This window comes from Amycolatopsis sp. NPDC059235, from assembly GCF_042754125.1.
In the GTDB taxonomy this organism is placed as follows: Bacteria; Actinomycetota; Actinomycetes; order Mycobacteriales; family Pseudonocardiaceae; genus Amycolatopsis; species Amycolatopsis albidoflava.
The window spans coordinates 21,203-29,153 of the sequence record NZ_JBHZAG010000109.1 but is presented as its reverse complement, the minus strand read 5'-3'; the positions used below and the strand labels follow the sequence as shown (position 1 = coordinate 29,153).

Here is a 7,951-nt window from a genome sequence, read left to right as displayed (position 1 = left end):
GTGTGCACGGCCCCCCGGGCCGGGCGCACTGCCCCTCCGCACGCCGACTTAAAGGCGATCCCGCCGCGACGACGAAGTCGACGCCATTAAACTCGGCGCCATTAAACACAGCGCGATCACCGGGATCAGAGTCATGGCCGAGATCACGGCCCCGACCACCACCGGCCCGACAGTCCCGAGCCCGGATTCAAGCGCCGCCCCGCCGACCCACGACGCGACCGCGGTCCCAAGATTGAAAGCCGCAACGCTAAGCGAAGACCCCAAAGTCGGCGCGTGATCGGCGTAGCGAACGGCGAGCGAGATCAGAATCGGATTCGCGCCGAGCCCGAAGAACCCCAGCAGGACAACCAAAACCGTGGTCGGCACCGCCGCACTGGCAACGAAGCACATCACCAGGAGCACGAGCGCAGTCACCGCGGGCGCCGCGATCGTGGCCGCGTGCGGATGGGTGTCGCCGAGCCGGCCGCCCCCGATGGAGCCGGCCAGCGACCCCGCGCCGAATCCGGCCAGCACGAGCGGCACCAGGTTCTCCGCGATTCCCGCGCGGCCGGTCAGCAGCGGGGCGAGGTAAGAGTACGCCGCGAGGACGCCGCCGGTCGTAGCCGCGCAGGCCGCCAGCGCGAGCAGCAGCCGACGAGACCGGAGCGCCCGCAGTTCCGCCCGGATCGACACCGCCTGGTGCGCGTCGCCGCTCGCGGGCACGTGCCGGACGATCAGCGGGATCGCCGCGACCGCGAGGACCGCCAGCGCCCAGAAAGTGCCGCGCCAGCCGAAAAACTGCGTCGCGAGCGCACCGAGCGGGACGCCCAGCACGGTCGCGAGCATGCCGCCCGCGTTCACGACGCCGACGGCCCGCGAACTCGTGCCCGCCGGAGCCACGCGGGTCGCGACCACCGCGGCGAGCGCCCAGAACGCGCCGGTCGCCAACGCAGTGAGGAACCGGGCGGCGAGCAGCATCGCGAACGCGGAACTCAGCGCGACGATCACGTGTCCCGCGGCGAACACGGCCAGGGCGAGCATCAGGGTCAGCCGGTGCGGCAGCCGCAGCGTGAGCATCGCCATCGCCGGAGCGCCGACGATCATCCCGACCGCGAACACCGTGATCAGCAACCCCGCCTTCGCGACGTCCACCCGCACATCGGCGGCGATCTCGGGCAGGATGCCGGCCACCACGAACTCGGTGGTGAGCATCAGGAAAGTGCCGACTGCCAGGACGTAGACGACCAGCGGCAGACGGGAAGAAGCCGGAGCGGCTTCGTCGGGCATGGCGAACCTCGTGTCGGGATGAATGCGTTTCGCGGACACTGCCCACTACACCCGCGCGGGCCGCGCGCAAGAAGGTCGAGCTTGCGGGGGTGCCGGCTCAACCCCCCTCCGGAGCCGGACGGCGCTTATCGTGAGGGAATGGACAACCGTGCCGACATCCGCGACTTCCTCGCCAGTCGCCGCGCGAAAATCACGCCCGAGCAGGTGGGCCTGCCGACCAGCGCCCGCCGCCGGGTCCCGGGCCTGCGCCGCGAGGAGGTCGCGGTGCTCGCCGGGGTCAGCACCGAGTGGTACACCCGGCTCGAGAAAGGACACATCGGCGGCGTGTCCGAGGAAGTCCTGGACGCGGTCGCCAAGGCCCTGCGGCTCGACGACGACGAACGCACGTACCTGTTCGACCTCGCCCGCGCCGCCCGGCCCGCCCGGCGCGCGTCCTCGCGACGCAAGGACGTGCGGGTCCCGGACCGGATCCAGTGGCTGCTCGACTCGATGACGCTGTCGTCGGCCTTCGTCCGCAATGGACGCCAGGACATCGTCGCGAGCAACGCGCTGGCCAGGGCCCTGCACGCGCCGGTGTACGAGAGCCCGGCCACCGCTGAGCACGGCCGGGCGAACATCGCCCGCTATCTCTTCCTCGACCGCGAATCCGAGAAGTTCTTCCCGGATTGGGACGCTGCCGCGAGCGCGACCGTCGCCCTGCTGCGCGCCGAGGCGGGGCGCGAGCCGCACGACCGGGCCCTGCGCGAACTCGTCGGCGAACTTTCCACGGTCAGCCCGGTTTTCCGCGATCATTGGGCCGCGCACGACGTCCGGATCCGGCACGAGGGCGTCAAACGGCTCCAGCATCCCGACGTCGGATTGCTCGAACTGACGTATCAATCGCTCGAACTGCCGCTGGGCCAGCGGGCGATGCACGATCTGACGACCTACACCGCCGAGCCGGGCAGCACCTCGGAGGAACGGCTGAAGGTCTTGGCCAGCTGGAAGGCAGCACCCACCGAGACTTCTCACACCGCGAAGTGACTGTCCTTAATAGATAGCTACTGGTCAGCTTTTCTGTTGCGCGGCAGCGTATTGCTCATCGGTGACCGGTTCGAGCCAGGTGGTGCCGTCTCCGTCGTCGATGCCTTCGAGCATGGCGACATGGGCCATACAGGTGGTCTCGCCGCCGCCGTGCCAGTGTTCCTCGCCAGGCGGGGTCCAGACGGTGTCGCCGGCCCGAATCCGGATGACCTGGCCCTCGCGGTTGACGACATAGCCGACGCCTTCGGTGACGTGCAAAGTCTGGCCGTTGGCGTGGGAGTGCCAGTTGGTGCGGGCTCCCGGAGTGAACCGGACCAGCGCGGCGATCAGCCTCGACGGCGCCTGCGCTTTCTTGATCGGAGTGACGTAGACGCCTCCGGTAAACGCCGCGGCGGGAGCCTTGGCGGTGTCGTTGACCGGGATGAGTTCCATGGAATCGTCCTTTCGTCGCGGTGGCGAGGTTTATTCGCGGAAGACCTTCTTCGCGACCGCCATGGCCGCCATCGCCTGCGGCCAGCCCGTGTAGAACGCGAGGTGCGTGATGGCTTCGATCAGCTCGGCTTCGGTGTTGCCGTTTTCCTTGGCCAGGCCGAGGTGATACCCCAACTGCCCGGTGTTGCCGTTCGCGGTCAGCGCGGCGACGGTCACCAGGCTGCGTTCTTTCGAGGTCAGCTCGGTACGTTGCCATACTTGGCCGAACAGCACGTCGTCGGTGAACCGCACCAGCGCCGGGGCGAAATCGCCGAACATCTTCTCCGCGCCGGTTTTCTCTTCGGTCATTCTTTGTCCTTTCCAGACAGTCCTTTGTAGGCCGCCAAGGCGGCGAGCACCGCGACTCCGGCGGCGAGCAGCAAGCTGAGCCGCGTCCCGCTCCCCATCCCGGCCGAGAGCAACGCCCCGAACACCGCGACAGCCAGCGCACCGCCGAGCTGGCGGCTCGTGTTGAGCACCCCGCTCGCCGTCCCCGCTTGATTCCCCGGCACCGCCGCGAGCAGCACCGCGATCACCGGCGGGATCACCGTCGGACCGCCGAGGCCGACCAGCACCATCAGCGCCGCTGTCACCCACACCGGTGCACTGCCTGCGGTCAGCGCGACCGCGGTGAGGCCGAGCGTCATCACCAGCAACCCGGTCACCACGACGAGCCGCGCGCCGACGCGCTCCACCAACCGGGGCACCAGCGGAGTCAGCACCAGCCCGGCCAGCATCATCGGCAGGAACACCGCACCGGCGTCCAGCGCCGAAAGCCCCCGCTGCTGGAGCGACAGGCTCAGCACGAACGGCATCCCGTAGTAGCCGACCATGAACGCGAACCCGATCACCACCGCGACCGCCACCGCCCGGGTCCGGATCAGCGCCGGCGGCACCATCGGATGCCTCGCCTTCGCCTGGACCGCGACAAACCCGGCGAACGCGACCACCGCGACCCCGAAAGCCACCCGATCCGCGTCGATCGCCCCGAACACCAGCGCCGCCATCGCGACCGCCCCGCTGACCTGCCCCGCCCAGTCGAACGGCACCCGATGCCGGACCGACCGCGCGACCCGGGCCAGCAGCACGAGCGCCACCGCACCGACCGGCACGTTGACCAGGAAAATCCACCGCCAGCTGGCGAGCGTCAGCACCCCGCCGAGCACCGGCCCGGCCGACGACGCGACCGCGCCGCCCATGGCCCACACCGCGACCGCACGACCGCGCCTGACCGGATCCGGATAAGCCTGCCCGATCAACGCCATCGACGACGGCATCACCACCGCCGCCGCTGCGCCCTGCACCAGCCGAAACACCACGAGCGCCCCGAGCGACGGCGCGAGCCCGCAAGCCGCGGACGCCACGACGAACCCGCCCAGCCCCCAGCCAAACGCCCGCTTCGCCCCGATCCGGTCGGTGAGCGATCCGGCGGAGAGGAGGAACGCGGCGAACGCGAGGGTGTAGGCGTCGACGACCCACTGCAGGCCGGTGATCCCACTGCTGAGGTCGGCCCGGATGGCGGGCAGCGCAACGTTGACGATCACGGCGTCGAGGGTGACTACGAAGAAGCCGAGGAGGGCCGCGAGCAGGGTGGCTGTGGTGCCGCGGGCATTCGGTGAGGCGGGCTTCGGAGCCACGGTGCTGGACGGTGTCGCCCTCCGCCCGCGCGACAAGTCCCGCCCGCCTCGGATCGCGGCGAGCGACGTCACGGTAACGCTGCCCGGCCGGGCAGGGGCCGACGCAGCCGCCCCACGAGACGACACCACCCTCCGCCCGCGCGACAGGCCGCGACCTCCTCGAACCGCGGCGAGCAACGCCCCAGCAACCCTGCCCAGCCAGGCAGTGCCCGAAGCAGCCGCTCCCCGTTCGAGCAGCAAGCCCCGCCCGCCGAAATCCCCCAGGCTCGCGGGCAGCGGCACCGAGGTGGTCGCAGCAACCCCGCGAACCCGGGGAACATCCGAAGCACTCACCCCACGAGAAAACCCCGCTCCCCGCCGTTTCGGCAGGTCGCGTCGTTCCGGGTCCTGGCAGAACCCCCCTCGCGCGCGGGGCCCGTCGTACCGTGGTGGGCATGAGCGCCAAGAGCAGCGAGGCCCGGGACTTCCTGGTCACCCGCCGGGCCAAGATCACGCCCGCGCAGGCCGGGCTGACCGTCTACGGCGGCAATCGCCGGGTCCCGGGCCTGCGCCGGGAAGAGGTCGCGCTGCTCGCGGGCGTCTCCGCCGACTACTACACCCGCCTCGAAAAAGGCAACCTCGCTGGAGTCTCCGACAGCGTTCTCGACGCCGTCGCCGCCGCGCTGCAGCTCGACGAGGCCGAGCGCGGCTACCTCTTCGACCTCGCCCGCACCGCCAACTCCGCCGGCCGGCCCCACAGCGGCGGGCAGCGGCGCCGGCCGCCGCAGCGCGTCAGTCCGATCGTGCAGCGCATTCTCGATTCGATGACCACCACCGCCGCGTTCGTGCGCAATGGCCGCCTCGACATCCTCGCCACCAACCCGCTCGCCCGCGCGCTCTACTCCCCCGTCTTCGACAGCCCGACCCGCGCCGGCGAGCACACCCCGCCCAACCTCGCCCGCTTCGGCTATCTCGACCCGGCCGCCCATGACTTCTTCCCCGAGTACGAGAAGTCCTGCCACACGTCCGTCGCCATCCTGCGCACCGAGGCCGGCCGCGACCCGCACGACAAGAGCCTCTCCGACCTCATCGGCGAACTCTGCACCCGCAGCGACGATTTCCGCACCCGCTGGGCCGCCCACGACGTCCGCCTCCACCGCACCGGCGTCAAGAACTTCCGGCACCCGGCGGTCGGCGAACTCACCCTCGACTTCGAGGCCATGCAGCTCACCACGGACACCAGCCTCACCCTCACCGCCTACACCGCCGCGCCCGACACGGCGTCCGAGGAATCGCTCCGGCTCCTCGCCAGCTGGGCGGCGACCGAAATCGCCGCCGGATCGGGCCGCTAGCGCCAGAGAACCGCCGCGGCCGCCCGAACCGCCAAGGGCCACGGGCGAAACGCCAGAAAGCCGCTCCACACAAGCCCGCGCCCGAGGTACCACTCCGGCCCCTCGCCACCGAAATCCCCGGCGCGATCAAGCCGCGGGCACGGGAAACCCGCTACAGTTGCCCGAAAACTTCCTCCAGGGGGCAGCGATGGAGTTTCAGGAAGTCGTGCGGCGCAGGCGGATGGTGCGCAAGTTCACCGACGAGCCGGTGCCCGAGGAGAGCCTTCGGCGGATCATGCGCAACGCGTTGCGCGGGCCGTCCGCCGGGTTTTCGCAGGGGCAGGCGTTTCTGGTGCTGCAGGGCGACGACGTGCGGCGGTTCGCTGGCATCCTCGAGTCCTGGACGCTGGACGAGGGCCTCAAAGCCGCGCCGGTGATCGTGATCCCGTTTTCGGTGAAGGACGTTTACCTCGACCGCTACGCCCAGCCGGACAAGGGCTGGACCGACCGCAGCGAGGACCACTGGCCGGTGCCGTTCTGGTACATCGACACCGGCATGGCCGTCCTGCTGATCCTGCAGACCGTGGTGGACGAGGGGCTCGGCGCGGTGTATTTCGGCATCGGCGCGGAGGATTACGCCAAGGTGCGCACCGAATTCGGCGTGCCGGACAGCCACGAGCCGGTCGGCGCGATCGCCATCGGATACGACGCCGACGCCAAGATCTCGGCGGGAGCCTCCCCGGCTACTCGCAGGCGGAAGCCGGAAAGCGAGACTGTCCACTTCGGACAGTGGTAACCCGGCGCGCGGCGGCGGCCGGTTCGGCGAGCCGCAGCACGCCGGATTCGTCGAGCCAGCCGCGGTCGCCGGTCAGGTAAGCCCGCTGGGGCACGCCGTCGATGTCCAGCTCCGGGAAGGCAGCGGTGCGTTCCGGCGCATGCAGGCTGCCTAGGGCCAAGCCGTCGCCGGTGAGCGCGATTTCTCCGCGTTCACCGGCTGCTACCGCTTTGGCGCCGTCCCACACCGCGACGCTGGTGCCCGCCACCGCGCGGCCCAGCGGGATGCCGCCGTCCGCGTCGAGATCGGCCTGGCTAACCCGGTGGATTGTTGCGACCCCGCAGTTTTCGACCGCGCCGTATGCGTTGTACAGCGCCAGAGACGGGCAGGCCGCCAGCACGGCCCGGCAGCTCGCCGGGTCGAGCCGGTCGCCGCCGACGGTCAGGACTCTCAGCCCGGACAGACAGGAAGCGTCGTCCGCGACGGCGGCGAACTGGGCCGAGTCCAGAAAGAGATGAGTCGCCCCGCGCCGGACGCCGCCGGAGATGTCGGCGGGCGCGAGGTGATCTTTCCGGTACGGGAGAACGGTTCCGCCGGACAACAGCGTCGCCCACAGTTCCAGGGCGAAGACAGTCCCCGACGTCGCGGCGGCGCAGAGCGTGACGGCGGCCGGACCCAACGGGACGCATCCGCCCGCCGCGACCAGCCGAGTGGTTGCCCGGTGCGGCGAGAGAACAGCCGTCGAGTCCGAAGTCCAGAACACGGTCGCCGGGTCAGTCGGCTGCAGGTCGGGAAGCGCGGGTCCGTCGCTGGGCTTGCGGAGGCGTTCTACCGGTACGTGGTCGATCGACGCCGCGGCCAGAGCACGTCCACCGGCCGCGTCGCCGGTGACGACCGCCGGCCGCAGGGCGGACACCGAGGCGGCGAGCCGGGTTTCGGAGCAGTGCGCGTCCAAGACGCTGTACGCGCAGCCAGCCAGGAGAATTCCGAGCAGCAACGGCGGCAATTCCGGAGTGCGCTTGGCGGCCACCGCGACGATTCCGCCGGGAGGAGCGCCTGACACCGCCAGATTCCGCGCGATACGGCGAGCTTCGGCGACCAGCCGCGCGTATGTCACGACGTCCAGCCGGTCGCGAATGGCCACGGCGTCCGGCCGGTTCGCCGCCTGCCGGAGAAGCATAACGGTAATCGTTTTCGCACTCGCGGCGTCGGACATTGCCGCATCACCCGAATCTCAGCGCGGACGAGAGCACCGGCTCCACCTTCATGTTTTCCCCTCTGGCGCGATCCGGGAAATCCGGACAACACGAAAATGTTTCAATACAGCCAGAAAACCATGAGAAGCGACATAATTCCAGAGACCGGACCGACACCCCGGCTCCGCCCGCCGCCGGACGCGGGAGTACCGCATTCAGCCGTTTTCTCCCGGGAAGCCCGACGCGCGGCCTTCCGGCAGACCTCGGCTCCGG

General features: G+C 70.3%; 8 protein-coding genes. 3 read left to right on the top strand and 5 right to left on the bottom strand.

Going from position 1 to position 7,951, the window contains the following annotated elements; all coding sequences use genetic code 11:
* Positions 1-48: 48 nt before the first annotated feature.
* Positions 49-1,266, bottom strand: a complete 1,218-nt coding sequence (locus ACFXI3_RS41450) for an MFS transporter (RefSeq protein WP_378407210.1) — start codon at positions 1,264-1,266, stop codon at positions 49-51.
* A gap of 138 nt (positions 1,267-1,404) precedes the next feature.
* Between ACFXI3_RS41450 and ACFXI3_RS41445 the strand changes: the two genes are divergently transcribed.
* Entirely contained in the window at positions 1,405-2,289 is an 885-nt protein-coding gene (locus tag ACFXI3_RS41445; RefSeq protein ID WP_378407208.1) for a helix-turn-helix transcriptional regulator, read from the top strand.
* 24 nt (positions 2,290-2,313) lie between these two features.
* Here ACFXI3_RS41445 and ACFXI3_RS41440 read toward each other — a convergent pair whose 3' ends face one another.
* Genes ACFXI3_RS41440 through ACFXI3_RS41430 form a run of 3 tightly spaced genes read right to left on the bottom strand, consistent with a single transcriptional unit; the run spans position 2,314 to position 4,397 of the window.
* Entirely contained in the window at positions 2,314-2,721 is a 408-nt protein-coding gene (locus ACFXI3_RS41440; RefSeq protein WP_378407206.1) for a cupin domain-containing protein, read from the bottom strand.
* A gap of 30 nt (positions 2,722-2,751) precedes the next feature.
* Positions 2,752-3,069, bottom strand: coding sequence for a carboxymuconolactone decarboxylase family protein (locus ACFXI3_RS41435; RefSeq protein ID WP_378407204.1), 318 nt, complete (start codon positions 3,067-3,069; stop codon positions 2,752-2,754).
* Positions 3,066-4,397: an MFS transporter gene (locus ACFXI3_RS41430; RefSeq protein WP_378407202.1), complete on the bottom strand. Its 1,332-nt coding sequence runs from the start codon at positions 4,395-4,397 to the stop codon at positions 3,066-3,068. The genes ACFXI3_RS41435 and ACFXI3_RS41430 overlap by 4 nt, the downstream gene beginning before the upstream one ends.
* A 434-nt stretch (positions 4,398-4,831) precedes the next feature.
* On the opposite strand from ACFXI3_RS41430, the gene ACFXI3_RS41425 reads away from it, so the two are divergent.
* Complete coding sequence (locus ACFXI3_RS41425; RefSeq protein WP_378407200.1) at positions 4,832-5,728, top strand: helix-turn-helix transcriptional regulator; 897 nt, start codon at positions 4,832-4,834, stop codon at positions 5,726-5,728.
* A 187-nt stretch (positions 5,729-5,915) separates the two neighbouring features.
* Positions 5,916-6,503, top strand: coding sequence for a nitroreductase family protein (locus tag ACFXI3_RS41420; protein WP_344286361.1), 588 nt, complete (start codon positions 5,916-5,918; stop codon positions 6,501-6,503).
* On the opposite strand, the gene ACFXI3_RS41415 is transcribed toward ACFXI3_RS41420, so the two are convergent.
* The gene (locus ACFXI3_RS41415; RefSeq protein WP_378407198.1) at positions 6,451-7,662 is read right to left on the bottom strand and encodes an AMP-binding protein; all 1,212 of its coding nucleotides are present in this window, start codon (positions 7,660-7,662) and stop codon (positions 6,451-6,453) included. The two genes, ACFXI3_RS41420 and ACFXI3_RS41415, sit on opposite strands and share 53 nt — an antisense overlap.
* Positions 7,663-7,951: the final 289 nt, after the last annotated feature.